Origin of the sequence: uncultured Pigmentiphaga sp., assembly GCF_937950555.1 — a bacterium.
Lineage (GTDB): Bacteria > Pseudomonadota > Gammaproteobacteria > Burkholderiales > Burkholderiaceae_B > Pigmentiphaga.
Genome location: NZ_CALFCW010000066.1, coordinates 1 through 24,958, shown reverse-complemented (window position 1 = coordinate 24,958; position 24,958 = coordinate 1). Strand labels below are relative to the sequence as shown.

Annotated in this window: 19 protein-coding genes, 2 tRNA genes and 1 pseudogene; 8 read left to right on the top strand and 14 right to left on the bottom strand. The window is 64.6% G+C overall.

The genetic code is table 11. The features are described from left to right. Positions 1-24 precede the first annotated feature (24 nt). From Q0319_RS15415 to Q0319_RS15405, 3 genes are all read right to left on the bottom strand, one after another. Positions 25-717, bottom strand: coding sequence for a hypothetical protein (locus tag Q0319_RS15415; protein WP_299454080.1), 693 nt, complete (start codon positions 715-717; stop codon positions 25-27). Beyond that, positions 669-1,721 carry a hypothetical protein gene (locus tag Q0319_RS15410; protein ID WP_296465281.1) on the bottom strand — a complete coding sequence of 351 codons (1,053 nt, stop codon included), beginning with the start codon at positions 1,719-1,721 and terminating at the stop codon, positions 669-671. The genes Q0319_RS15415 and Q0319_RS15410 overlap by 49 nt, the downstream gene beginning before the upstream one ends. A gap of 210 nt (positions 1,722-1,931) precedes the next feature. Continuing rightward, a tRNA-Gly gene (locus tag Q0319_RS15405) sits at positions 1,932-2,005 on the bottom strand. A 405-nt stretch (positions 2,006-2,410) separates the two neighbouring features. Here Q0319_RS15405 and Q0319_RS15400 point away from each other — a divergent pair. Both Q0319_RS15400 and Q0319_RS15395 read left to right on the top strand, forming a co-directional pair. Next, positions 2,411-3,388, top strand: a complete 978-nt coding sequence (locus tag Q0319_RS15400; protein WP_296470277.1) for a tripartite tricarboxylate transporter substrate binding protein — start codon at positions 2,411-2,413, stop codon at positions 3,386-3,388. A 35-nt stretch (positions 3,389-3,423) separates the two neighbouring features. Beyond that, a complete protein-coding gene (locus Q0319_RS15395; RefSeq protein ID WP_299454075.1) occupies positions 3,424-4,548 on the top strand; it encodes a hypothetical protein in 1,125 nt (374 codons plus the stop codon). A 60-nt stretch (positions 4,549-4,608) separates the two neighbouring features. On the opposite strand, the gene Q0319_RS15390 is transcribed toward Q0319_RS15395, so the two are convergent. The 3 genes from Q0319_RS15390 to Q0319_RS15380 are packed head-to-tail and all read right to left on the bottom strand — an operon-like array spanning position 4,609 to position 7,211. Beyond that, complete coding sequence (locus Q0319_RS15390) at positions 4,609-5,373, bottom strand: ABC transporter permease (RefSeq protein WP_296470901.1); 765 nt, start codon at positions 5,371-5,373, stop codon at positions 4,609-4,611. A 25-nt stretch (positions 5,374-5,398) separates the two neighbouring features. Beyond that, entirely contained in the window at positions 5,399-6,205 is an 807-nt protein-coding gene (locus Q0319_RS15385; RefSeq protein WP_296470898.1) for an ABC transporter ATP-binding protein, read from the bottom strand. Beyond that, the gene (locus tag Q0319_RS15380; RefSeq protein ID WP_299454070.1) at positions 6,198-7,211 is read right to left on the bottom strand and encodes an ABC transporter substrate-binding protein; all 1,014 of its coding nucleotides are present in this window, start codon (positions 7,209-7,211) and stop codon (positions 6,198-6,200) included. The genes Q0319_RS15385 and Q0319_RS15380 overlap by 8 nt, the downstream gene beginning before the upstream one ends. 261 nt (positions 7,212-7,472) lie before the next feature. Between Q0319_RS15380 and thiS the strand changes: the two genes are divergently transcribed. The 3 genes from thiS to Q0319_RS15365 are packed head-to-tail and all read left to right on the top strand — an operon-like array spanning position 7,473 to position 9,286. Further along, positions 7,473-7,673, top strand: a complete 201-nt coding sequence (thiS, locus tag Q0319_RS15375) for a sulfur carrier protein ThiS (RefSeq protein ID WP_296470154.1) — start codon at positions 7,473-7,475, stop codon at positions 7,671-7,673. Positions 7,674-7,686: 13 nt separating this feature from the next. Further along, positions 7,687-8,463 (top strand): tRNA (guanosine(46)-N7)-methyltransferase TrmB, encoded by a 777-nt coding sequence (trmB, locus tag Q0319_RS15370; protein ID WP_296470157.1) that lies wholly within the window; start codon positions 7,687-7,689, stop codon positions 8,461-8,463. 43 nt (positions 8,464-8,506) lie between these two features. Beyond that, positions 8,507-9,286: a helix-turn-helix domain-containing protein gene (locus Q0319_RS15365; protein ID WP_296470160.1), complete on the top strand. Its 780-nt coding sequence runs from the start codon at positions 8,507-8,509 to the stop codon at positions 9,284-9,286. Here the strand turns inward: Q0319_RS15365 and Q0319_RS15360 are convergent. Next, positions 9,226-10,443 (bottom strand): CoA transferase, encoded by a 1,218-nt coding sequence (locus Q0319_RS15360; RefSeq protein ID WP_299454064.1) that lies wholly within the window; start codon positions 10,441-10,443, stop codon positions 9,226-9,228. The genes Q0319_RS15365 and Q0319_RS15360 overlap by 61 nt on opposite strands. 162 nt (positions 10,444-10,605) lie before the next feature. Continuing rightward, positions 10,606-11,829 (bottom strand): IscS subfamily cysteine desulfurase, encoded by a 1,224-nt coding sequence (locus tag Q0319_RS15355; RefSeq protein ID WP_296470166.1) that lies wholly within the window; start codon positions 11,827-11,829, stop codon positions 10,606-10,608. 226 nt (positions 11,830-12,055) lie between these two features. Here Q0319_RS15355 and Q0319_RS15350 point away from each other — a divergent pair, with 226 nt between their 5' ends. Beyond that, positions 12,056-12,418 carry a VanZ family protein gene (locus tag Q0319_RS15350; RefSeq protein ID WP_296470169.1) on the top strand — a complete coding sequence of 121 codons (363 nt, stop codon included), beginning with the start codon at positions 12,056-12,058 and terminating at the stop codon, positions 12,416-12,418. 91 nt (positions 12,419-12,509) lie between these two features. Then, positions 12,510-13,595 carry a bifunctional DNA-binding transcriptional regulator/O6-methylguanine-DNA methyltransferase Ada gene (ada, locus tag Q0319_RS15345; RefSeq protein WP_296470042.1) on the top strand — a complete coding sequence of 362 codons (1,086 nt, stop codon included), beginning with the start codon at positions 12,510-12,512 and terminating at the stop codon, positions 13,593-13,595. 86 nt (positions 13,596-13,681) lie between these two features. On the opposite strand, the gene Q0319_RS15340 is transcribed toward ada, so the two are convergent. Both Q0319_RS15340 and Q0319_RS15335 read right to left on the bottom strand, forming a co-directional pair. Next, on the bottom strand, positions 13,682-14,632 hold the full coding sequence (locus Q0319_RS15340) for a tripartite tricarboxylate transporter substrate binding protein (RefSeq protein WP_299454060.1): 951 nt from the start codon (positions 14,630-14,632) through the stop codon (positions 13,682-13,684). A gap of 96 nt (positions 14,633-14,728) precedes the next feature. Then, positions 14,729-16,030, bottom strand: a pseudogene (locus Q0319_RS15335) (thiamine pyrophosphate-requiring protein); the annotation flags it as partial. Between the two features lie 629 nt (positions 16,031-16,659). Here Q0319_RS15335 and Q0319_RS15330 point away from each other — a divergent pair. Next, positions 16,660-18,066, top strand: coding sequence for an aldehyde dehydrogenase (locus Q0319_RS15330; protein ID WP_296470039.1), 1,407 nt, complete (start codon positions 16,660-16,662; stop codon positions 18,064-18,066). A 169-nt stretch (positions 18,067-18,235) separates the two neighbouring features. Here the strand turns inward: Q0319_RS15330 and Q0319_RS15325 are convergent. From Q0319_RS15325 to Q0319_RS15310, 4 genes are all read right to left on the bottom strand, one after another. Next, positions 18,236-18,310: transfer RNA gene (locus Q0319_RS15325), tRNA-Val, on the bottom strand. 62 nt (positions 18,311-18,372) lie between these two features. After that, positions 18,373-19,101, bottom strand: coding sequence for a DNA polymerase III subunit epsilon (gene dnaQ, locus Q0319_RS15320; RefSeq protein ID WP_296470036.1), 729 nt, complete (start codon positions 19,099-19,101; stop codon positions 18,373-18,375). Between the two features lie 62 nt (positions 19,102-19,163). Next, positions 19,164-22,271 carry an efflux RND transporter permease subunit gene (locus Q0319_RS15315; protein ID WP_299454055.1) on the bottom strand — a complete coding sequence of 1,036 codons (3,108 nt, stop codon included), beginning with the start codon at positions 22,269-22,271 and terminating at the stop codon, positions 19,164-19,166. Positions 22,272-22,289: 18 nt separating this feature from the next. Beyond that, positions 22,290-23,396 (bottom strand): efflux RND transporter periplasmic adaptor subunit, encoded by a 1,107-nt coding sequence (locus tag Q0319_RS15310; RefSeq protein WP_299454052.1) that lies wholly within the window; start codon positions 23,394-23,396, stop codon positions 22,290-22,292. Positions 23,397-24,958 lie beyond the last annotated feature (1,562 nt).

Sequence of the window (24,958 nt, the reverse complement as noted above, 5' to 3'; positions counted from 1 at the left end):
TTCGACCAGGGCCCCGCAGCGCCTTCAGTCCATGTATCCCACCGGCTGCGGGAAACTCAAGTAGTTTTTCGTCAGCTGCTTTTCCCGTTGCTGGTTCGGATTGGCGTTCAGGCACCAGTCATTCGACTTGGCATGCTTCTGCCCTTTGCTGGTGACCACGCTGCATTCGGCCTTGTCCACGATCTCCGGGCGATTGGCCGGACATTTGGAAACGTCCATGTCATCCGTGCAGGCCGCGAACTTGGCCTTGACCAGGATGGTGTATACGTTGTCGTCGAGGTCGGTAAACCGAACCTTGATCGGGTACGACGACACCGTGCCGACCCGGAATCCGGCAATCTGGCTATTGGTCGGCATCACCACGTCCTGCTTGTCCATCTTGCAGTCCCGGTCCGCCGGATCGTGGTTCAACGCGCACACCCCATATTTCTTGATCAGTGGTTTATTGGCGTGGCCTTCCATGGACTTGGGTACCCCGATTGCGAGCGAAAACCCATCGGCATAGCTGAACTGCTGTTCGTTCTCCAGGCCCTTGGGGCCGCCCACCGTGAAGACCAAGCCGTCGCCCAACTCGCTCATGAAGCCCACCGCGTCATCCACCGAGAACGCATAGGCATTCATGTTCAGGTCGTCGTGGATCAGTTCGACGTACGGGTTGAACCGCAGGTTCAAGTCTGTTTCATGCAGGTGGTTGTATTGCAGCTCGTGGATGTACATGGACTGGATCTTGGCGTGGTCCCATCCCGGGATGCTCGTGTCGGCGGCGGAAAACCGTCCTTGGGCTTGACTGGCACGTCGTCGGTGGGCGGCAGCGTGCCTGAGCGCTGCGCGAAGATGTTGTAACCGCCGGGCAGCTTCAGTTCCCTCAGGTTGTAGACGGGCCAACCCTTGCCCGTGTCGCTATCCAGGAACGAGGCAAGGTGCTGCCGGAAGGCGGGCAAATCCTGGGTCGAACCGCTATAGCCGATGTACGGGTTGTTCTTGGGACCAATGGCCACGGGCATGTAGACGTGGTCCACATATGAGATGTTGTAGCCGACGTTCTCCGGCTTCAGCAGGCGCAGGGTCTGGCCCTCGGGAATGATGGAGTCGCCGAAGGTGTATTCGGACAGCTGGGCGTAGACGTTCTCCGGGAACTGGACCTCGCTGGAATAGGTCGTGAGCGCACAGCTCGTCCCTTGGGCCTTGCACGTCACGTCCTTGGGCGTGGCCAGCTTCTTGTCGCTCCCGTCGCGCAGCCGGTCGTTCTTGTCCGCCAGCACCACGCGCCCGCCGTTCCACCAGGTGATATAGGTGCCCTTGGCCGGCTCGCTGTACAAGGGAAGCGTGATCGTCACGAACGAGTTGGGCGCCATGCCCTTGCCCTCGTTGACATACAACTTGTAGACGTGCGTGGCCGGATGTGGCTCCGTGGTCCGGAAGCACCCTTGTATCCACTCGTTGACCGCATTCTTGCTCGTCGCCAGGACGGGATAAATCGTGCCCTTGGTGTTGTTATGGATAGTGATGGTCTTGGCCTTGACGATCATCTGCTTGCCGTCGTAGTCCTTGCAAGCAATGCCGGAAGGCGCGCCGCCCAACGGCGGTGGCTCGGCCTCGGAGACCGGATCGCCGTCTCCTCCGCAACCGGACAAGAACAACGCCAGCGCCAGGCCGCACCCGAAGCGCGGCATGCGTGCCGAGAAATTGCGCAAATTCGCGCGCTGATGAAAAACGCCCATTTGATCCCTCGATCAAGAAACGCCTGGCCGAAATCCAGACGCCCTGAATGTACGCAGTGACGGGCTCCAACGGGGGCAGAAAGTACAGGCCTGCCGTCCCAAGTTCGGGGCAAGCGTCCCACGTCCGCGCATCCAAGCGCTGCACCGCACGCAACCCGGCGGAAGGCGGGGGAAGAAAGGCGTCGAGGGGGCGGGAAAAAAAGGAAAAGCTGGAGCGGGTGAAGGGAATCGAACCCTCGTATGCAGCTTGGGAAGCTGCCGTTCTACCATTGAACTACACCCGCGCAGGACGCCCCGGCAGGACCGGGACGGAAGCGCTGCCGCATGGCGGCAGGAACGCAATTCTAAGCCCGATTTCCCAGGCCGGCAAACGGCGCGCCCGAAGCCGGGGCGCCGAGGGCGCATCGACCCCTCCGGGACCGCCCCGGCGTCCCGCCTGCCGGCGCACGCCGCGCCACCTCGTCGTCTCCGGGTCGGCCCCGGAAACGGCTTTCCGCCATGGGCGAGCGAAGCCGGGCATCCGGCCAAACTAATCACTTTTCGCTATCAGTCCAAAAGTTTTTCTGTCTTTATTTCCCTTAGTACCCGGTGTCCAATAGGCCCGCGCCCAACGCGCACGACCAAGTGAAACGAGAACCCTGGGGCCGATTCGCGCACCCGGGGCGGTCGCACCCCAAAGGAGACACTCGATGGCACACGCCCGGAGTACCGCCGCCCGCCCGTGGGCAGCGATGCTGCTGACCGCCGCATCCTTGGCAGCGGCACCCGCCGCCCAGGCACAGAACTACCCGACCCGTCCCATTCAGATGATCATGCCCGTACCGGGCGGAGGGCACGAGGCCGTCGGACGCATCATGGCGGAACAGATGTCCAAGCAGCTTGGACAACCGATCGTGGTGGAAGGCCGCCCCGGCGCGTCGGGGAACATAGGCGCGGCGCTCTTGGCCAAGGCCCCGACCGATGGCTACACCATCGGCTTGCTGAGCGGCATCCATACGTCTAACGCGGGATTCTTCCGGCAGCCTGGGTACGACATCCTGACAGACTTCACGCCCATCGGCGCCGTGGGCGAATCGCCGGTGCTGCTGGTCGCCCGTCCCGACCTTCCGTGGAACACCTTCCCCGAGCTCATGGCGGAGATCAAGAAGAGCCCGGGGAAATTTTCCGCCGGGGGCACTTCCGGACTCGTGTTCGATTTACTGGCCGACGCGGCGGGACTCGAGTTCTTGTCGGTACGCTACAAGAGCGCCGGCAATGCGATGACCGACCTGTCTTCCGGCCGGCTGGACCTGACCTCTGGCCCGCTCACGGTTTTCTTGCCCTTGATCAGGGACAAGAAAATCAAGGCCATGGCCGTCGGCGGCGCGCGCCGCGTGGCCGAGCTACCCGAGGTCCCCACCGTCGCGGAGTCCGGCGTGCCGGGTTTCAACGCCAACATCTGGTACGGGCTTTTCCTGCCCAAGGGTGCGGCGCCTGACGTTGCCCAGCGGTTGCGCGAGGAGTTCGCCAAGGCCCTGGCCACGCCCGACGTGCGCGCCAAATTGGCGACGCAAGGCATCGACGTCACCTTCGGACAAGCCTCGCCCGACGAAGTGATGCAGCGTATCGCGAGCGAAGTCGAGAACTGGAAGCGCATCGCGGCCAAGACCGGCAAATATGTCAACTGAAGCCGCTCGTCGGCAGACTTCTTCAGGAAAGCATCATGCTTAGTGCGAAAGGAGTGCGCGAACTCGCCGTCTTTCCATGTCCCGGCGGCGGACAGGTGGTGGTCAAGGACGGGTTCGCCTACATCGGCCACATCACCGGGCCGACGGGCACCACCATCGTGGACGTACGGGAGCCGACCCGCCCCAGGCAGGTCGCCACGGTGCCGGTCGCGGAAGGGCTGCATTCGCACAAGGTACAGGTACATGGCGACCTGATGCTGGTGAACCGGGAAATCACCGACGCGACGCTGGCAAAAGAGCGGGGAGGCCTTGCCATATTCGACGTCCGCGACCGGTCCCAGCCCCGGCAGCTTGCGATGTGGCATTGCGACGGAAGCGGCATACACCGGTTCACCTTCGACGGCCGCTACGCCTATATCTCTCCCGAGGTCGAAGGTTATCTGGGCAACATCGTCATGATCCTCGACCTGGCGGACCCGGCCAACCCGGTGGAGGTGTCGAGGTGGTGGATGCCCGGGCAATGGGCGGCGGGAGGGGAAACGCGCACCTGGAAGGGATACCAGCACCGCTGCCACCACGCGATTCGCGACGGAGACCGGCTGTACGTGAGCTACTGGCACGGAGGCGCGGTCATCCTGGATATTTCGGACATCGCCAAGCCTCGCCTGGTGTCCCAGATCGATTGGAGCCCGCCCTTCCATTGGCCTACGCACTCCATGGTGCCCGTACAGCAACGCATTCATGGGCACCGGTGGGCCATCGTGGCAGACGAAGACGTCAATCCTCTTACCACGGACGTACCCAGCCAGACCATGCCCGCGGCGCTCTGGATGGTGAACATCTCGGACGAAACGCGGCCCGTTCCCGTGGCGAGTTTCCAGGTCGAAGGGCTGGACGGACAGGACAACCCCGGGAAATCAGGCTGTCACCAGCCCGTCGAGTTCATCCCTGGCTTGGAAGTTCCCGTGGCGTGGTTCGCGCAAGGCGTGCGTTTCATCGACATTTCCAACCCGCGCTCGCTGCGCGAGGTGGCGCATTACATCCCGGACCCGGCGCCCGGCCACGAGCGGGCGTCGAGCAACGACGTCTATGTCGATGAGCGCGGACTGATATTCCTCATCGATCGCTTCGGGGGCCTGGCGATCCTGGAACGCGAGTAACGCGCCGGCGCGCATGGCGCGCCGAAGGAGCGCCCGCCCTGGCCGACGGGCGCCCCGCCCTCAGATCGCGACCTTGCTCGCGGATTCGTGCCAGGGAATCATGATCCGGCGCAGCGAGCCGACGATGAAGTAAAGAGAAAAGCCGATCGCCGCCAGCAGCAGCACCACTGCGAACAGGGTGTCGACCTCCAGCTCCTGCAGCTTGATGGTGGCAAGATAGCCGAGGCCGCGCGTGCCCGCGACGAACTCGCCCACCACGGCGCCGATGATGGCCAGCACGATGGCCATTTCCATGCCCGTCAGGATGTAGGGCAAGGAACTCGGGATGACCAACAGGCGGAAGCGCCGCGACTGTTTGGCTTGGCCCACGGTGAACACCTCCGAGAGGCCGCGGTCCACGGACTTCGCGCCCAGGTAACTGTTGGCGAACACGGGAAAGAAGGCAAGCACCGCGGACACGATGATCTTCGACTCCAGCCCGAAGCCGAACCAAAGGATGAACAGGGGTATCAGCGCCACCTTGGGCGTGACCTGCAAGGCGATCACGAACGGCTTGAAAATGGTGTCGAGCAGGGCGACACGGCCCAGGAGCTGGCCGATGACGGTGCCGAACACGACAGCGAACAAAAAGCCGCCGAGGCACTCGGCAAGCGTGACGCCGAGATGGTAATAGGTGTCGGGCTGGCCCAGGAGGCGGAACAAGGCGACGACCACCAGCTCGGGAGCTGGAAGCACCAGAGGCGATACGTCGAAGAAATGGACGTACCCTTTCCAGATCAGGAAGAACGCCACGACGGCGAACACCTGCAAAACGATTCGAGTCATTTCAGTCTTCCCCAGCCGCGGGAATTCAAAGTTCCAGTTTCTTGCGGATATCGCTGCAGAGCTTGCCGAATTCTGGCGACCCCAAGACCTCGGTGCGGGGGCGCGGCAGATCGATCTTGAACTCCGCCACGATGCGGCCGGGCCGCGCGGACATCACGATCACGCGATCGGCCAGGTGGACGGCTTCGCTGATGGAATGGGTGATCAGCAGCGCCGCGAATTGCCGTTCCATCCAGATGCGTTCGGTATCGGCCGTGATTTGCTCCCGCGTGAGCGCATCCAGCGCGCCGAAGGGCTCGTCCAGCAACAGCAACTCGGGGTCGGTGAAAAGGGCGCGCGCAACCGAGGCGCGTTGCTTCATCCCGCCCGACAGCTCCGCCGGGCGGCGCTTCTCGAACCCGCTCAGGCCGACCAGCCTGCACAGCCCGTGCGCGCGCTCGCGATCGGCGGCGGAAGCGCTGCCCTGCATGAGGCGGGGCAGCATGACGTTCTGCTCGATGCTGAGCCAAGGCAATAAGCGATGCTCCTGGAAGGCCACGCCCAGGCGCGGCGCATGACCCTCCTTGCCCCAATCCACCTTGCCTTGGGTGGGCTGCTCCAGGCCACATAGAATGCGCAGCAGCGTAGACTTGCCGCAGCCGGATGGCCCGACCACGGCGACGAATTCGCCTGCCCCGATGGACGAGCGTATGCCCTCCAGCGCCTGGACGGCCCCCGATTTGGTCTCGAAGCGCTTCGAGATGCCCTCGAGCCGCACCACCGGCTCGCGGCCGGCGTTCAGCACGTGGACGTTACCGGCGGGCGGCACCGCACGCACGGGCGTCTCAGCCATTGGCAGCCTCCCAGATCTCGTTGGTATAGAGCGGCTTGGTGGTGGGCTGCTTGAGCATGCCCGCCCCGCGCAGGAGCTCCTCCCCTTCCTTCCACTGCGCCTCATTGCAGCGCAAGAGCTTCTTGGGGTCGGAGGTCGTCCACAGGTCGCGGTTGGCGCGCATGTCCGCAACGGCGATCGACTCGTTGTCCGCGCCGGGAATGTCGAACTTGCCACGCATCAGCGCCACGGCCTTCTTCAAGCCTTCGTCGTCCATGGCCATCAGCTCCTGGACGGAGCGATACGCCGCGCGCAGGAAGGCGACGAACTGGTCTTTATTGGCGGCGAGCACCGACTCCTCCGCCACGTACACCTGCCCGGGCACCCCGTCATCCATGGGCATCGTCGCCACGGGGTAGTTCTGGGACGTCAGGCGGATGGCGGCGCTCATGTTGCCAAGGAAACCGTCCACGCGCTTGGCCTGGATCATGCCGAACGAGGCTGCCGAATCCGCTACGCGCTCGCGCCGCACGGACTTCGGATCAATCTTGGATCGCATCAGCAGCAAGTCCAGCGTGGCCTCCATCGAACCGCCCGCGGACTGCACGCCTATGGTCTTGCCCGCCAGGTCCTGCGGATTCCGGATGGGCGCATCCTTGGACGAAATGACTGCGAACGGAGACCGCTGGGCAATGGTCGCAATGGCGATCACCGGCGCATTGTTGTTGACGCGTGCCATCATGTAATTGGCGCCGCCGGTGCGGCCGGTCTGCACCTGCTTGGCCGCCGTCAATTGCACGACCTGCGCGGCACCGCGGCCGGCCTCCACCTGCACATCGATGCCTTCTTTCTTGAAAAGCCCCGCAGCGGACGCATACAGAATGGGCGAGAATGCCAGCGAGAACGCCGAGGGGGTCAAGAAGGTGAGCTTGCCCTTTTCCTGGGCATGCACGACGGAAACCACGCCGGGGAACGGCAATAGGGCGGCGGAAGCGGCAAGGCCGCCGAGGAATTCACGACGTTTCATCAGAGAAGCTCCGGTGGGCGGGTCGCCAAGACATGGAACCGGTCTGGTCGCTGGAAGCCGACAGGCGTCAGGTAACCGGCGCGACCCAAGTTTGTATCATATATAAAACCATGGTTTAAATATGGTATGGAGCAATAATAGGTTACACCCCGCGTGCTGGGACCTAGGGTGAACCCTAGCCCCCCTCACCGGGCGCAGCCACGAGGGCGGCCCGCGCACGGTGCCACCCCGCCCTCCTGCAGACCGACTAAAATCCTGGGTATGAATATCGTATTGAATGGGGAATCGCGCACGATCGAGGCCCCCTCCTCGGTGGCCGATCTGATCCAGGCGCTCGGGTACGCAGGCAAGCGCGTGGCCGTGGAGCGCAACGGAGAAATCGTTCCGCGCAGCGCGCATGAGCATGTCCTGCTGGCCGACGGCGATCGCATCGAGATCGTCGTCGCGGTCGGCGGAGGCTAAGACCACGATGAACATGACTACCCCATCTCCCGCTTTGCCCGACCCGCCGGCCGAGCTCGCGCCGCCGGTTGCGGAATCGGCAAAGCCAGCGCGCCCCGGCACGCACATCCGCAGCTTCGTCAACCGCCGCGGCCACATCACCCTCAGCCAGAAGGAAGCGCTGGAGACGCTGGCCGGCGCCTGGTGCCTTCCTTATGCCGCCCGGCGCCTCTCCTTCGCCCAGGTGTTCGGCCGGGAAGCGCCGACGATCCTGGAGATCGGCTTCGGCATGGGCGAAACGACCGAGAAGATCGCGCTCGCCCAACCCGAGCGCAATTTCCTGGGCGTGGAAGTCTTCAATGCGGGCGTCGGCGCCATGCTCCGGCGCATCGAAAACTCCGGCCTGCGCAACGTCCGGATCATCCAGCACGACGCCGTGGAAGTCGTGCGCGACATGATCCCGCCCGACTCCCTGGCGGGGGTGCACATCTACTTCCCCGACCCCTGGCCCAAGAAGCGTCACCACAAGCGCCGCCTGATCCAGCCGCCCTTCGTGCAGCTGCTCGCGAGCCGCATCGCGCCGGGCGGGTACTTGCATTGCGCCACCGATTGGCAGCCCTATGCGGAGCAAATGCTCGAGGTCCTGGGCGGCGAGCCGCAACTGGCCAACACCTGCCAAGGCTATGCCGAGCGCCCGGCCTGGCGGCCGCAAACCAAGTTCGAAACGCGGGGCCTGAGGCTGGGGCACGGTGTCTGGGACCTGATCTTCGCACGCGTGCCCGCCGAGGGATCGCCGGCCGCTGGCGCGTGAGGCGCAGCCGGCCGGGCGCCACGCTCATGCATAGGCCGTCTCGATGATACGTTCGGTTTCTCGCGCGCTACTGGTGCTGCGCGCCCTCAACGGACGCATGCATTCGACGCTGGCCGAACTGCACCGCGACACGGGCCTGCCCAAGCCGACGGTGTACCGCATCCTCGAAACCCTGCGTGCCGACGGCTACGTGCGCGAAGTGGACGGGCGGGGCAGTTATCAGCTGACGGCGAAGGTACGCGAACTGAGCGACGGGTGTTCGGAGCGCCTGCTGATCGTCGACGCCGCCATACCCTGCATGATCGACGCCACCCGTCGCATCAAATGGCCGCTGGGCCTCTCCACGCTCGACGGCGACCGCATGGCGGTGCGTTACAGCACCATGCCATACAGCCCCCTCGCCTACCTGCCCACCACGTACGGGCGCAGGCACCCGGTGACCGAATCCTGCGTCGGGATCGCCTACCTCTCGTTCTGTTCAGAGCCAGAGCGCCGCTTCCTGCTGCCGGACGGCGTGCCGCCCCGCCTGGAATCGATACTGGAGGCAACGCGCCAGCGCGGCTACGCGGTGCGGCAGCCGGCCACGCCCGGGGACAGCGCGACTTGCGCGGTCCCGCTGCGCGCAGGCGATGAGCTGCTCGCCGTGCTCAGCATGACCACTTTCGGCAGCACCATGACGGCGTCTTTCCAGAAGCGGCATGTGCCAGTGCTCTGGGAGACCGCGGACGCCATCCTCCAGGCCTATCGGCAGCTCCGGGACAATCAGCGCGGCGTTCCCAGCACGCCCGATGCGGAGAGCGACTCGATTTCCTCGGGCGTATAGCCCGCTTCGGCCAGGATCTCGGCCCCGTGCTGGCCCAGCGTGGGGGCGGGCCGCAGCTCGACCTCCCCGCGCGCACTCATGTAGGTCGGGTCGGACAGGTCCCACATGCGCCCTTCCGTCGGGTGCTCGGCCGCGCGCAATACCCCGGCGGCCTGGATGTGCGGATCGACCACCAGGCTGTCCAGCGTGTTGTAGGGCATGGCGGGGATGTCGGCCTCCTTGAGCAAGGCCAGCCATTCCGCCGTCGTGCGCTTGGCCATTTCCTGCGCGCGGATGCTGAAATATTCCCGGCTGTGCGCTGCCCGCGCCTGCTTGGTGGAAAAGCGCGGGTCCGTCTGCATCTCGGGACGTCCCATGACGCGCATCAAGGCGAAAGCCTGGGCGTCAGTGTTGGTGGTCAGGCAGATATATCCGTCCAGCGTCTTGACGGGCTTGGCCTCGGGATCGATCAGGCGCAGGTCGCCCGGGGGCGACAAGGGCGGATCGAAAGTGGAGCCGTAAAGGTGCTCGCTCAGCACCAGGGCCGCCATGTTCTCGAACATCGGCACTTCGATCTGCTGGCCGGCCCCCGTCCGCTCCCGCTGCAATAGCGCCATGAGGACGGCATTGAGGGCCATCAGCCCCACCGTGCGATCGGCCACGACATAGGGCACGTACCGGGGTTCGCCAGTGGCCATTTCTGAGAGCGCAGCCACGCCGGCTCCCCCTTGGATGATGGAGTCGTAGGCCGGGGTATCCCGATAGGGGCCGGGCCCGAACCCCACCATGGCGCAGTACACCAGGCGCGGATTGACGCGCGAGACGTTCTCATAAGCCAGGCCCAAGCGCTCCACCGCCTTGGGACGCATGTTGATCAAGAGCACGTCGGACTGGGCGACGAGGCGCATGACGGCCTCGCGCCCTTCCGCTTTCTTGAGGTCCAACACGATGCTGCGCTTGCCCCGGTTCAGGTGGAGGAACTTGCCCGACATGCCGGGCGTGGGCGACGGTCCGGCGATCCAGCGGATGACGTCGCCATCGCTGGATTCGACCTTGATCACGTCCGCCCCGTTGTCGGCCATGATCTTGGACGCATACGGGCCGACCACTGCCGAGGTAAGGTCGAGAACGCGAATGCCGGCCAACGCGCCGGCGCCTGATGCGGAATGTTGAGACATGACTGCTGAAGCCGATACAAACCAGGACAATGAACGCCGCAGCATAGCCTCATGCGGGCGGCGAAGGAGGAGGAATCTTAAACCGTTTCGGCAGACGAAACGCAAAGGACCGCGCGCGGCGGTCCTTTGCGGGAAGACACCCGGCCCGTGGGCGTTAGCGGTTCAATGGGCAGCCCACTGAATGGAATTCAGGTCTATGCCCTCCTGGTACATTTCCCAGAGGGGGCTGAGCTCGCGCAGCTTGGCGACCTTGGCCTTGACCAGGTCGACCACGAAATCCACTTCCTGCTCGGTGGTGAAGCGCCCGAGCGTGAAGCGGATGGAACTGTGGGCCAGCTCGTCGCTGCGGCCCAGGGCGCGCAGCACGAAAGAAGGTTCGAGCGACGCGGAGGTGCAGGCAGACCCCGACGATACCGCCACATCCTTGATCGCCATGATGAGCGACTCGCCTTCAACGAAGTTGAAGCTCATGTTCAAGTTGTGCGGCACCCGGTGCTCGAGGCTGCCGTTGACATAGACCTCGGGAATTTCCATGAGGCCAGCCAGCAGCTTGTCGCGGAGCTTGCCCACGCGCGCAGACTCCAGCGGCATCTCGAGCTTGGCGAGCCGGAAGGCCTCGCCCATGCCCACGATCTGGTGCGTGGCCAACGTGCCGGAGCGCATGCCCCGCTCATGGCCGCCGCCGTGCATCTGGGCGTTGAGGCGAACGCGCGGCTTGCGGCGCACGTACAGCGCGCCGATGCCCTTGGGGCCGTAGAGCTTGTGTGCGGTGACGGTCAGCAGGTCGACCGGGAAGGACTGCACATCGATGGGGATCTTGCCCGCCGCCTGGACCGCATCGCAATGGTAGATGACGCCGCGCTCGCGACACAGCTTGGCGATGGCCTCCACGTCCTGGATGACGCCGATCTCATTGTTGACCAACATGACGGACACCAGGATCGTGTCTGGGCGCATGGCGGCCTCCAGGCGCTCGATGGGCAGCATGCCGTCGCTGTCCACGTCGAGATAGGTCGCTTCGAACCCCTGGCGCTCGAGCTCGCGGAAAGTGTCGAGCACGGCCTTGTGCTCGGTCTTGACGGTGATGATGTGCTTGCCGCGCTCGGCATAGAACTGCGCGGCGCCCTTGATGGCGAGGTTGTTGCCCTCCGTGGCGCCGGACGTCCAGACGATTTCCCGCGGATCGGCGTTGATCAGGGCCGCCACGTGGGCGCGTGCAGTTTCCACCGCCTCCTCCGCCTCCCACCCGTAGGCATGGCTGCGAGAAGCGGGATTACCGAATTTTTCGTACAGGTAGGGGACCATGGCATCGACCACGCGTGGGTCGACGGGCGTCGTCGCGCTATAGTCCATATAGACCGGCAAGCGCATCGGGGTTGAAGGCATGTTCAGCTCCTGAAACTGACAAATACGGCAACACGGTATTAATCCAATAGTAGCCCGCACGCCTGCCGCATCAGCCAATACCCCGGCCGCCAACATTGAAAAGGGGCCTGCCGGGGCTGGCCCGGGGCGGCCTACGCCCTACAGGCTAGAGCAAACCGCCGGGCCTGCGGCGATAATAAAGAAAACCTCGCGGCATGCGCGCCGCCCCTTCCCCATCCTGACCCCGATGATTTCTCGTCTAACCGCCTTCGTCGGCTGGAAGCCGCTGTTTTGGGCCACGGTGCTGGGCATACTCGTGCTCTCGCTACTGCCTTCCACCACGCCCATGCCCACGACGGGCTGGGACAAGACCAATCATCTATTGGGATTCACCACGCTTACGGTGCTCGCGCGCCTCGCATATCCTGCGGGACGCTTCTGGCCCAAGGCGCTGGGTTTGCTGGGCTTTGGCGTCTTGATCGAGCTCCTGCAGTCGCTCACGCCCACGCGCTCGGCCGGGGGGGCGGACGTCGTGGCGGACGGAATCGGCATCGCCATCGGCTGGGGGCTGGCCTGGCTGGCGACCACCCGCGCTCAACGCCGCGCCTGACCTGCGCCGCGAATTTGAGGGCAAGCGCCGGGGTGAACGCCGCCGACTGGGGCGCTACAGTTCCTCCATGACCAGAAGAATGGAAACCGCCATGACGTCCGCCCCCTCGCCCACGACGCCGCTCCCGGCCGATGCCGACCCCCGCTGGGCCGCCGTGCTGGCGCGCGATCCCGCCGTGGACGGCCGGTTCGTCTACGCCGTCAAGACCACCGGGGTCTATTGCCGCCCGGGCAGCCCCACCCGCCTGCCGCACCCCAGGAACGTCGAATTCTTCGATACACCTGAAGAGGCCGAAGCGGCGGGCTACCGCCCCAGCCGCCGGCACGCATCCGACCGCAGCGCGATCGCAGCCCGGCGCGCCGCACAGGTGGCCGAGGCGTGCCGCCTCATCGATGCCTCGGACGCCATTCCGGCATCGAGCGAACTTGCCAGGCAAGCCGGCATGAGCGTCCATCACTTCCACCGCGTGTTCAAAGCCGTCACCGGCCTCACTCCCAAGGCCTACGCAGCGGCTCGCCGCGCCGACAAGCTGCGCCGCGCGCTGCACGCGGGCGGACGGGTCACCGACGCCATCTACGAGGCCGGCTTCAATTCCAATAGCCGGTTCTACGAAGCCGCCGACCGCCTGCTGGGCATGCGTCCCAAAGACTATCGCCAGGGTGGTGCGAACATGCGCATCCGCTTCGCCGTTGGCCAATGCTCGCTGGGCGCCATCCTCGTCGCCCAGAGCGAACGGGGCATTTGCGCCATCCTGCTCGGCGACGACCCGGACGCGCTCGTGCGCCAGCTGCAGGACCAATTCCCGCGCGCCACGCTGGTCGGCGGCGACCGGGACTTCGAACGGGTGATCGCCCGCGTCGTCGGGCTCGTCGAGGCGCCGGCCGTCGGACTCGACCTGCCGCTCGACGTACGCGGCACCGCTTTCCAGGAACGTGTCTGGCAAGCGCTGCGCCAGATCCCCCCCGGCGTCACCATGACGTACGCGGAAATCGCGGCCCGCCTCGGCATGCCCAAAGCGGTACGCGCCGTCGCGCGCGCCTGCGCCGCGAACGCCCTCGCGGTGGCGATTCCTTGCCACCGTGTCGTACGCAGCGATGGAGCGTTGTCGGGATACCGTTGGGGCGTGGAAAGGAAGCGCGCGCTATTGGAGCGGGAGGGAAAGGCGCCCCGCGCCTGAGGCGCGTCACCCCCTGGGCCACGAACGGACCACCCTCCCAATGGGGCGTGCTGCCTGCCGGATGGGTCGGCCGGCGGGCTCCCCCCTCAGCTCGGCTCGATGTCGGCTTCTTTGATCAGGGCCGTCCTGTTCTCCAATTGCTGGACCACGTACGCCTTGAACTCGTTGTGATCCCCCCAGAAAGGCCCGACGCCGCTTTGCAGGAATCGCTCCCGCACTGCTGGACGCTTCATGCTCGCTTCCAAGACATCAGAGAGTCTTTGGACGATGCTTGGCGGCAAATTGGCAGGAGCAGACAAACCGCACCATGGCAAGAGCTCGAAGCCGGGCATGACGGTTTCATGCAGCGTGGGCACAGAGGGCATCTCTGCACTCCGTGCCTTGGTGAACACGGCCAGCGGCCTGATCTTGCCGGACTTCACATGAGACAAGCCCGTATTCAGGTCCGGCATCATGACTTGAATATGCCCTGCGATCAGGTCGACCACCGCGGCGGGGTTACTGCGATACCCGACTCGTACGATGTCGATGCCGGTGCGGCGCTTGAGCGACTCGCCAACGATCTGACCCATGTTGTTTCCATGGCCGTAGCTCAGTTTGCCAGGATTCTTTTTCGCGTACTCCACCAGTTCGGTGATGGAGTGGATGGGCAAGGATGGGTTGACTGCGATGAAAGACGGAAAGCTGCCGATGCGCGCGATATGGGTGAAATCGTTGACCGGATCGAAAGGCATGCTCTTGTAAAGGGCCGTCCCGGAATGGCTGGAACTGGCCGTGAGCAGCAAGGTATAGCCATCCGGCTCGGCCCTGGCGACCGCCCTTCCGGCCAATAGGCCTCCTGCGCCCACTCGGTTCTCCACGACGACGGCCTGGCCCAACCCCTCGGAAAGCAGCTCCGCCGTAATGCGTGCGGCGGCATCCGAGACACTGCCCGGCGCAAAGGGATTGACGATGGTGATGGCGCGAGTGGGATAACCGCTTTGCGCGAGCGCCGGGCGCGCCGTCGCTCCTGCTGCGGCCCCAAGAGTCCCTGCCATGCCGCCTAACAATAGGCGGCGCCTACGTTGCTGCGTATCCATGTGCTCCTCCTGCTTTAGTGGTTCTAGACGTGGTGTGGAATAGGTGTGTGCCGGTCAGCGCTTGTTGATCTGGCCGCCAGAGAAAGTCGACTGTGGGGGCTGTGTAATGATGTTGAGTACGGCCTGCCGCCCCTCTTTGGTGACTGCATGGATCGCCCTGTCGAGTGCGGCGGGTAAGTCTCCCGGTGATTCCACTCGCTCGCCATGGCCTTCGCTTGCTTCGACCACACGTTCGAGGTGGGGAGTGCCATCGAGTGCCACCAGGGGTTCCATGCTCGCGCGGGAGGCGTGGCCGTCGGGGTAGACGCTGGCCGTGGATTGGCGGACCGCGCCCCACATGCCGTTGTTGACGATGAGCGTGAGCGTGGGAATACCGTATTGGCGCCCGACACTGTGTGCGGAAACCGGGCATCCGAACATGTAGGAGCCGTCTCCAATCACGTTCACGACCAGCTTGTCGGGTTGGGCCAGCTTCGCGCCCAAGCCGGCGCCCAATGCCCATCCCAGGCCTCCGGCTGCATGATCGTGGAAAAACGTATGCGGCCGCGTCAGGCTCAGAGGCTCCATCACCATCGGCCCCTCCTTCAGGATGATGACGTCGTCAGGCCGGACTTGGTCGAGGCAGTGGCTGATCCAGATCGGCTCGATGACATCACTCCGGCCGGCCCGCTCGATGCGCGCGGCCCAGTCGTCCCGCTGCTTTTTCCGCAGCACGCCGATGCGCTCTCGGCGTTGGGCAATGTCTGCGGCCATGCCTGCTTCGAACGCAGCCAACGCGTGCGAGAGCGCAGGCAGGGCGCCGCGCAGAACCCCGGTCACGGCGAGATCACAGCGGTAGCTACGTATCGGGTAGCGCGAGAACAGCGGGTCGACGCCCATGTGAATGACGGGGCAGTCGATCCGGGGTGCTTGGTAACTCGGGATCCAGGGCACGTCTGAATCCAGCACCAGGATGAGGTCTGCATCCTCGAGGAACGGACCCGGCTCATATCCCAAGTGCATGGGATGATCGGCCGGCAGATTCATCGTGCGTGCCCATTTTTGGGTTACCGGGATCGCATAACGTTCGGCCAATGCGGCAAGGTGCCCGACGGCTTCGGCATCACGCCCTATCGCACTGGTGATGATCAACGGGCGCTTGGCAGCGGCAAGCATCCGAGCTGCCTGCTGTATGCCGGCCGGATCCGGATAAGGCGCCGAAGCGCACTGGTGCCGGCTGGGAGAGTCGTACTCCACTGCCTCGATGGACTGGGCCAGCACCTCGCGCGGCAACGAGAGGTAAACCGGGCCGCGGGGCTCACTCATGGCCATATTGAGAGCGCGATCCACCACCGCTTCGAGCTGTTGCTCATTGCGAAGTTCGTACTCCCTTTCGCCGGCGGTAGTCGGTTACCACCAACGTGTCGGTGTCATCGGGGAATCACTTCATGGCTGGGAACACACCACCTGGCTGTGAGAACCCGGCCTCGTCGCATCTTGGAAAATGCGCGGGCGGCCGGCGCCAAGGCCGGGTGGCGCGTCTCGGGTGCGGAGTGCCGTCGGCGCGAAGCGCCGACAAAGCATTGACGAGGATTGAGGCAATGCTGCCGATGCCCACAGCGTAGCCTGGCGCGTTGGGTGGGCACAGTCTGAAACGGCCGTGTAAGCCCATTGTCTCTGCTTTCCTCTTGGTGGCGTTGCATTGCCATTTATGTTTTTTTCATGCTAGGCAATCTGGCAAGGCTAGGCCAACGAAATATATCCACTACCGGTATGAAGGAAATTGCTTGCAGGGCGCGCATGAAAAATCGTCATATCTGCCCGTGAAATTTTCGTTTGCCTGCCGAAATGCGGCTCGCAATACTACCCCATCAAGACGCTCGCTCTTTGAGCCGGCAATTTCCTGTGAGTGGAGAGACTGAAGAAAAATGAATACGTTGAGCGACGTGGCTATACCCGAATTTGGGAATTGGATAAATGGCCGGGAAGAGCCGCTCCAAAACCCGATGGATTCCCTGAATCCCTACACCCAGAAGGTATGGGCGCGGGTAAACGACGGGACGGTGGAGGACGTCGATCGCGCCGTCAAGGCGGCCCGCGATGCGTTCGAGAATGGCCCGTGGTCCAAAATGACGGCCACCCAAAGAGCCGAGTTACTGCGTCGCTTGGGAGATATCATCAAACGGGACGCCGAGGAGCTCGCCCGTATCGAATCCACTGACAACGGCAAGCTGTACAAAGAGATGCTGGGGCAGTGGCAGTACCTGCCGGAATGGTTCTATTACAACGCCGGACTGGCCGACAAGCTGCAGGGCGACGTGATTCCTTCGGACCGCCCCAACTTCATGATTTATACGCGCCACGAACCCATAGGCGTCGTGGGCGCCATCACCCCGTGGAACTCACCTGGCCTACTGCTCATCTTCAAGCTGGCGGCCGGCTTGGCCGCGGGGTGCACATTCGTGGTCAAGCCCTCCGAGCACACCCCGGTATCCACCATTGCACTGGCGCGGCGGATTCATGAGGCAGGCTTCCCGCCGGGCGTATTCAACGTCGTCAATGGCCAGGGTTCGATTGGCGCCGCACTGGTCAGCCATCCTGGCGTGGACAAGATCGCCTTCACCGGCGCGACCGAAACCGGTAAGCGCATCGCAGCGGAAGCTGCCAAGAACCTGACTCGCGTCTCTCTGGAGCTCGGCGGAAAATCCCCCAATATCGTCTTCAATGATGCCGATCTCGACGTCGCCGCAAACGGCGCGGTAGCCGGCATTTTTGCGGCAACCGGGCAGACGTGCATGGCCGGCTCGCGCCTGCTGGTACAGGAAGACATCCATGATGCATTCGTGGAGAAACTCGTTGCCAAGGCGCGCACCATACGCCTGGGCAACCCGATGGACCCAAGCACGGAAATGGGGCCGTGCGCCAACGTGCCTCAGTTGAACAAGGTGCTCGAGTACATTTCCATAGCCAAGCAGGACGGCGCCAAGCTCGCATGCGGCGGCGGAGTAGACCCCGAACTGGGCGGACTATTCGTACAGCCCACGATCTTTACGGATGTGGACAATCGCATGCGCATCGCCAGGGAAGAAGTGTTCGGTCCGATCCTGTCCGTCATCCGGTTCAAGGACGAAGCCGATGCCGTCCGCATCGCCAATGACACCCGGTTCGGCCTTGCAGCGGCAGTCTGGACCCAGAACATCCACCGCGGGCATCGGGTGGCCCACCAGCTGCGCGCGGGCACAGTCTGGATCAACGCCTATCGCGTCATATCGTTCGCCGCGCCCTTCGGTGGGTTTGGCGAAAGCGGCCTGGGCCGCGAGAATGGCATGGACGCCATACGCGAATTCACCGAAACGAAGTCCGTGTATGTGGAGTTGAGCGGAGCACCCCGTGATCCGTTCAAGCTTGGATAAGGATTGATCCGCGGCAGCCGGCCTGGCGCGGGCGCGTTCCGCGCGCCGGTTCACCTTGGCCGTTTGGATGCGTAGGCGTCTTGCCGCCCCGGGCAGCGACCGGGGCGTTCACAATTCCACCAACGCTGCGCAGTCGGCCGGACTTGTTTTCTTTCTTGGGGGAAATCGATGGTGGGCGGTACTGGGTTCGAACCAGTGACCCCTGCCGTGTGAAGGCAGTGCTCTACCACTGAGCTAACCGCCCGAAGACGCGACCTCGCCGAGGCGCTTCGGTGTGAAGCCCGCCGCACTGGCGGGAGCCCATAACTATACCACAGTTTCCTGCTCGACGGGAAGTGGTTCCCATTTGCGCCAGAGCGTCTGGCCTTTGGATTCCTTGTCCAGGCCGGCCAGGTAAGCGCGATGGGCCTCCAAGTCGGCCTCGCTCACCGTGATCACCGGCAGGGTGGACGGGTCGAAGGCGCCGAGCTCGGCCGATTCCTGCACGGTGGTGTCGCCGAGGTCGATGACCAGGCTGTCCTGGCCGCGCGTCATGGCGAGCCAGACCTCGGCCAGCAGTTCGGAGTCGAGCAAGGCCCCGTGCAGCACCCGGTGCGCGTTGGAGATGCCGTAGCGGTCACACAGGGAATCCAGGGAGTTGCGCTTGCCCGGGTGCAGTTCGCGGGCGTGCTGCAGCGAGTCGATGATGCCCAGGCAGTGGTCCCGGAAGTCGCCCCGCTGCAGGCGCGCCAGCTCGGCGTTCAGGAAGCGCAGGTCGAATTCGGCGTTGTGGATGATGATGTGGGCGTCGCGGACGAAGTCGAGGAATTCGTCGACTTTATCTTCGAAGCGGGGCTTGTCGGAAAGGAACTCGGTGGTCAGTCCGTGGACTTCCAGCGCACCGGGGTCGCTGTCGCGGTCCGGATTGAGATAGGTATGGAAGTGGCGCTGGGTGACCCGGCGGTTGACGATCTCGACGCAGCCGATTTCGATGATGCGGTGTCCTTGGAGTGGATCGAGGCCGGTGGTTTCAGTATCCAGGACGACGTAGCGCATGAGTGGGCATCAAAAAATGGCGGTGGCCCTCAAGTGTAGGACATTTGGCGCGCCGCGCTCGCTCAACCTACCGTTTCCGGCGCAGGAGGAACGGGCGCGGCATGCGCATCGACCTCGACCGGATGTTCACCCACGGGCAGCGGACGCTTGCGCTTGCCCGCGATCAGCGCGTAGACGCAAGGCACCACGAACAGCGTCAGGATCGTGCCCAGGCTCATGCCCCCCACGATCACCCATCCGATCTGCACCCGCGACTCGGCACCGGCCCCCTTGGCCAGGGCCAGCGGCACGGCGCCCAGCACCATCGCGCCGGTCGTCATCAGGATCGGCCTCAGGCGCAGCACGCTCGCCTCGGCCACTGCTTCCAGCAGCTCCTTGCCCTGGTCACGCAGCTGGTTCGCGAACTCGACGATCAAGATCCCGTGCTTGGTAATCAGCCCGACCAAGGTCACCAGGCCGATCTGGCTATATATCGATAGCGTCCCGCCCGTCAGCCACAGCGCCAGCAAGGCGCCCGTCATCGACAGCGGTACCGACAGCATGATGATCAGCGGATTGCGCCAGCTCTCGAACTGGGCAGCCAGCACCAAATAGATGAAGGCAACCGCCATCGCGAACACCATATAAATGCTGCCGGATGAATCGCGGAACTCGCGGGACTGGCCGTTCAAGTCCGTCTGCGCGGAAGCCGGCAGCACGCGCGCGGCAATCTCGTCCATCACTTCCAGCGCCTCGCCCAACGCATAGCCCGGGGCGAGCGAGCCCGTGATGGTGACCGAGCGCATGCGGTTGAAGTGGTTCAGCGTCTGCGGCGACACCCCTTCGCGCACCGACAGCAGGTTGGCCAACTGGACCATCTCGCCGTTGCGGGCACGGACGTAAATGTCCGAAATGTCGTCCGGGTTGGAGCGGTCGCGCGGGATGACCTGCACCAGCACGTCGTACTGCTCCCCGTTGTCCTTGAAGCGCGTGACCTGGCGGCCACCCAGCATGGTTTCGAGCGTACGCCCCACGCGGTCCACATCCACGCCCACGTCGGCCAGCTTGTCGCGGTTGACTTGCACGCGCAATTCAGGCGTATTCAGCCGCAAATCGGTCTGCACGTTCTGAACGCCCGGGTACTTGGCGAGTTCGGCGAGGAACGTTTCCGCGATGACCGCCAGTTCCGGATAGGAGACCTGGCTCATGATCACGAACTCGATCGGCGTGGAACGGGGCGATTGGCCGAGCGAAGGCGGATTGACCGGGAAGGCCTGCACGCCCGGCAGCGCGGCAAAGCGTGGCTGCAGCGAGCGGGCGATCTCCTGCTGCGACCGCGTGCGCTCCTCCCACGGCTTGAGGCGCAGCACCGCGTTGCCGTCGGTCACCACGGGGAAGCCTGCGACGGCCTGGTACGCGGCCATCTCGGGGATATCCTTGTAAATCTCCTCCATGCGCTCGAGGTAGGACGTGGTGTATCCCACGGTCGCCCCCTGGGGCGCCACCACCCGGCCATAGATCACGCCGCGGTCTTCCACCGGGGCGAGTTCGCTCTTGATGGTCTTGAACAACGGAATGCTGCACGCGCCCACCGCCAGCCCCAGCACCACCACCCAAGCCCGGTGCGCGAGCGCGAAGCCCAGCGCCCGCTGGTAGCCCCGGGTCAAGCCGTTCAGGCAGGCTTCGATGAAGTTGTAGACCCGGCCGTGCGAGCTCTGGTGGCGCAGCATCAGCGAACACATCATCGGGGTAAGTGTCAGGGCGACGAAGCCGGACACCAGCACGGCGCCTGCCAGGGCGAGCGCAAACTCGATGAACAGCCGGCCGGTGCGTCCCGTGGCAAACGCGAGCGGCGCGTACACCGTGACCAGGGTCAAGGTCATCGCCACCACGGCGAAACCGATCTCGCGCGACCCGAGCAGCGCTGCCTGCAAGCGCGACTTGCCTTCCTCGATGTGGCGGTAGATGTTCTCCAGCACCACGATGGCGTCGTCCACCACCAAGCCGATTGCCAACACCATGGCCAGCAGCGTCAGCGTGTTGACGGAAAAGCCGAAGGCGTACATCAGCGTACAGGCGCCGATCAGCGACACCGGGATGGTGACGATGGGAATGACGCTGGCCCGCAGGTTGCGCAGGAACAGGAAGATGACCAGCACGACCAGGATGATGGCCTCGACGATCGTCCGGAATACCGACTCGATGGATTTCTCGATGAACACCGAGGTATCGTAGGCCATGTTCAACTTCATGCCGTACGGCAGCGTGGCATTCAGCTCTTCCATCTCGGCCCGCACCGCCTTGGACAAATCCAGCGGGTTGGCCGTGGACTGCTTGATAATCCCGATGTTGAGCGCCGGCTTGCCGTTGAAGCGGGAGGTGACACGCTCGTCCACTGGTCCCAGCCCGACGGTGGCGACATCGCGGATGCGCACGTTGTAGCCGCCCACGTTGGCGATGATGACGTCCTCGAACTGCTCCTTGGTGCGCAAGTTGGTCGCGGCGACGACGGAGAACTCCCGCGACCGTGATTCGATGCGTCCGGATGGGATTTCCACGTTCTGCTTGCGCAGCGCATCTTCGACGTCTTGCACGGTGAGCCGGTAGGCCGCCAGCTTGGAGCGGTCGACGTTGATGCGCATGGCGGGCAGCCGCTCGCCGAACACGCGCACCTCGGCCGCGCCCGGGAGCACCGAAAGCCGCGGCTTGATGAAGCGGTTGATGTAGTCGGACGCTTCCATCGGCGAAAGCGAACCCGATTCCACGGCAAGGAAGATGACGGGCTGCGAGTCAGCCTCGACCTTGGCGATGATGGGTTCGTCGATTTCGTCGGGCAGCCTGCCGCGCACGCGCGCCACCTTGTCCCGCACGTCTGCCGCGGCGGCATCGGGCGATATCGTGAGCCGGAAGCGCACGTTGATGTTGCTGCGTTCCGAACGGCTGGTGGAGGTCATGACCTCCACGCCCTCGATGCCCGAGAGCGAATCTTCGAGCGGCTTGGTGACCTGGGACTCGATGACCTCGGCGGAGGCGCCCTTGTACACGGTGCTGACGGAGATGACCGGCTCGTCGATCTGCGGATATTCGCGCACCGCGAGGCGCGAATACGAGATCAAGCCCACGAGCACGATCAGCAGCGACAGGACCGAGGCGAAAACCGGACGCTTGATGCAGACTTCGGACAGGACCATGATGCTGCCGCCTCGAACTCAGAGAGCAGATGCCGCGGTACCGAGCACCTTCACGGCCGCCCCGTCGCGCAACTTCTGGGTGCCGGCCACGACGATCACATCGCCCTCGGCCAGACCGGACGTGATTTCCGCGTAGGCGTCGCGCCGCTGCCCCACTTCCACCTGTACACGCTCGGCGCGTCCTTCCTTCACCCTGAAGACGAACAAATCGTCCCCGACCGGCACCAGCGCCGCTTCAGGCACGGCCAACGCGTACGTCGGCTTGTCGAGCAGCAGCCGCACGCGCGCGAACATGCCGGGGCGCAGCTGCCCGCCGGGGTTCTTGACCTGGGCCCGCATGACGATGGAGCGCCCCGCCGGGTCGATCTGTGGGCTGATGGCATAGACGGTGCCGGTAAACGTCTTGTCGGGGATGGCGTCGAGCGCGATCTCCAGGGTCTGCCCGGTGCGAATTTGGGGCAGGTAGATTTCGGGGATGCGGAAATCGACCTTGAGCGGATCGATGGCCTCCACCGCCACCAGGTCCTGCCCGACGCCGACGTAGTCGCCGATAGAAACGTTGCGCAATCCGACCACGCCGTCGAACGGCGCGCGGATCTCGTTTTTGTCCAGGCGGACTTGCGCCAGCACCATCGCGGCTTGCTGCACCTTCATGGCGTGGTCGGCTTCGTCCTTGGCCTGCTTGCTGATGAATCCCTTTTGCTGCAACTCGACGGCACGGTCGTAATTGCTCTTGGCTAGCGTGTAATTGGCCCGCGCCTGTTCGAACTCGGCGCGAGGCACGGAGTCGTCCAGCTTCACTAGCACCTGCCCTTTGCGTACCTGCTGCCCTTCCTTGAACAGGATCTGGCTGATGCGGCCTGCCACTTCCGGCCGCAGGGTGACGGATTCGTCAGACCGAAGGCTGCCCACCGCCGTGATGCCCCGCTCGAAGGGCCGCTGGACCACCTTCTGGACCTCCACGACCACGGCCGGCGACGCTTTGGCGCTGTCGGGCTTGGCGGGCGCAGCGGCGCCAGGCGCCCCCGCAGGTCCGCCATCGGCCAAAAAGCGCGGGGACAAATAGCCAATCCCGGCCCCGACGACCAGGGCAAGGACAGCGACGAACGGAGCGGAAATCTTCATGCTGACGTGCAGACAATGGACAACGAGGCGTATCGCGCACTGTAACATCGGACCAGGGCGCTTGCGGCTATGCCGCGCCTGCCAATCAAAGAAAAAATCAGGGAAATGGCGGGTTTCTCCCACAACTCGCGCCGCCGGTCGCCGGACCCTCGGGTAGACCCTTAATCCGCCCGGCGGAGTTCCCGGAAAACGACGCCAAGGAGCGAGGCCCGGACCGCCCGCCCGGCGACGGTCCACCCCTAGTACAAACCCGACTATTCCAACGCGCCCAACGCGCGCAGTACCCGTTCCGGGGTCAACGGCAGGCAGTAGACACGCCGGCGCCCGGCGGCGGCCAACGCGTCGTTCAAGGCGTTCATCACGGCCGCCCCGGCCCCCACCGTGCCGGCCTCGCCGACCCCGACGATGCCCAGGCCGTCGTCGGTCAGCGTAGGACTCTCTGCGTGGACGAGCTCGATGTCCGGCAGATCGATCGCCATGGGCACGGTGTAGCTGGACAAGGACGAGGCCAGCGCCCGGCCTCGCGCGTCATATGCGCACTCTTCCATCAGAGCCGCCCCGAGGCCTTGCGCGACGCCGCCGCGGATCTGGCCGTCCACGAGCAGCGGATTCACCACGCGACCCGCCTCGTGGACGACCACGTGGCGCAAGAGGCGGATCTGGCCGGTGTCCGGATCGACGTCGACATGCGACAGCTGGATCCCGCTGCCACAGCGGTAGGGCTGCTTGAGCGGGCCGTACGTGGCGCAGGCAACGAGCTGCGGCTGCATGCCGCCGAACTCATAAGGCCGGAAATGTGCCGCCTCGGCCAAGGCCCGGAGCGCGAGCCGGGGCGCGCCACTGTCCCGGTCGACGATGTGATCGCCGCGGATGGACAGCGTGTCGGCAGGAGCCTTCAGCGCGATCGCGGCAAGCTGCAGGATCTCGCCTCGCAATGCGCCCGCCGCCTCCCAAGCTGCCTGGCCGCCGATGGCCATGCCGCGCGATCCCCAGGTTCCTCCGCCGTGAAACGTAGCCGCCGTATCGCCCGTCATGACCTCGACCATGTCGAGCTCGACCCCGAGCGCTTCGGCGACGACCTGCCGCACGCCCATTTCCGTGCCTTGTCCTTGCTCCGTCACACTGGAAATGCAGCGGAATACACCGGAAGGCTCCAGGCGCAGCGTGCACCCGTCCCGGCTGGACACGGCTTGCAGGCCCTGCCCGTAGAACCACGGGCCGCGCGAGGTTTGCTCCACGAAGGCAGCAATGCCCACCCCCTGCAGGCGCCCTTCGGCACGCGCCTGCGCAATCCCGGCACGCAAGGCGGGCAGGTCCACCGCGCGCTCCAGCGCGGCCAGGCACTGCGGGAAGGCGAGCCGCTCGAAGCGCGTGCCGGTGGGGGATACATAAGGAAAATCCTCGGCGCCCAGGAAATTGCGACGCCGCATTTCGAGCGGGTCGACCCCGCAAGCCCGGGCGGCCTCTTCTACGAGCGCTTCGGTCACCGCGCAGGCCAAGATCGGAAGAGCGTCGTGTAGGGAAAGAGTGTAGATCTCGGGGGTCGCCGTATCATTAAAAAA